At 53.2% G+C, this 404-nt stretch carries 1 pseudogene; it reads left to right on the top strand.

From position 1 onward, the window contains the following. Window positions 1-404: pseudogene (locus MWU82_RS24160) on the top strand (hypothetical protein); the annotation flags it as partial.

Below are 404 nucleotides of genomic sequence, written 5' to 3'. Positions count from 1 at the left end.
GGTGCGACCGGAGCCACAGGCGACCAGGGCGTCAAAGGAGATACCGGAGCTCAAGGGATTCAAGGTATCCAAGGTGAGACCGGGGCCACTGGTGCCACTGGTGAGCAAGGCATACAAGGTTTAAAAGGTGATAAAGGAGATACCGGAGTCCAAGGAATTCAGGGTATCCAAGGTGAAACTGGAGCAACTGGTGCCACTGGTGCTACCGGAGAACAGGGTATCCAAGGTCTAAAAGGCGACCAAGGCGAGAAAGGTGACAAAGGTGATACCGGTGCGACAGGAGACAAGGGTGAAAAGGGTGATACTGGAGCTACAGGAGCAACTGGAGAGCAAGGTATTCAGGGTGAGAAAGGAGACACCGGAGCTCAAGGGATTCAAGGTATCCAAGGTGTAAAAGGTGATCA

The organism is Arenibacter sp. S6351L, assembly GCF_023016025.1.
In the GTDB taxonomy this organism is placed as follows: domain Bacteria; phylum Bacteroidota; class Bacteroidia; order Flavobacteriales; family Flavobacteriaceae; genus Arenibacter; species Arenibacter algicola_B.
This window is presented reverse-complemented; position numbering and strand designations above follow the sequence as displayed.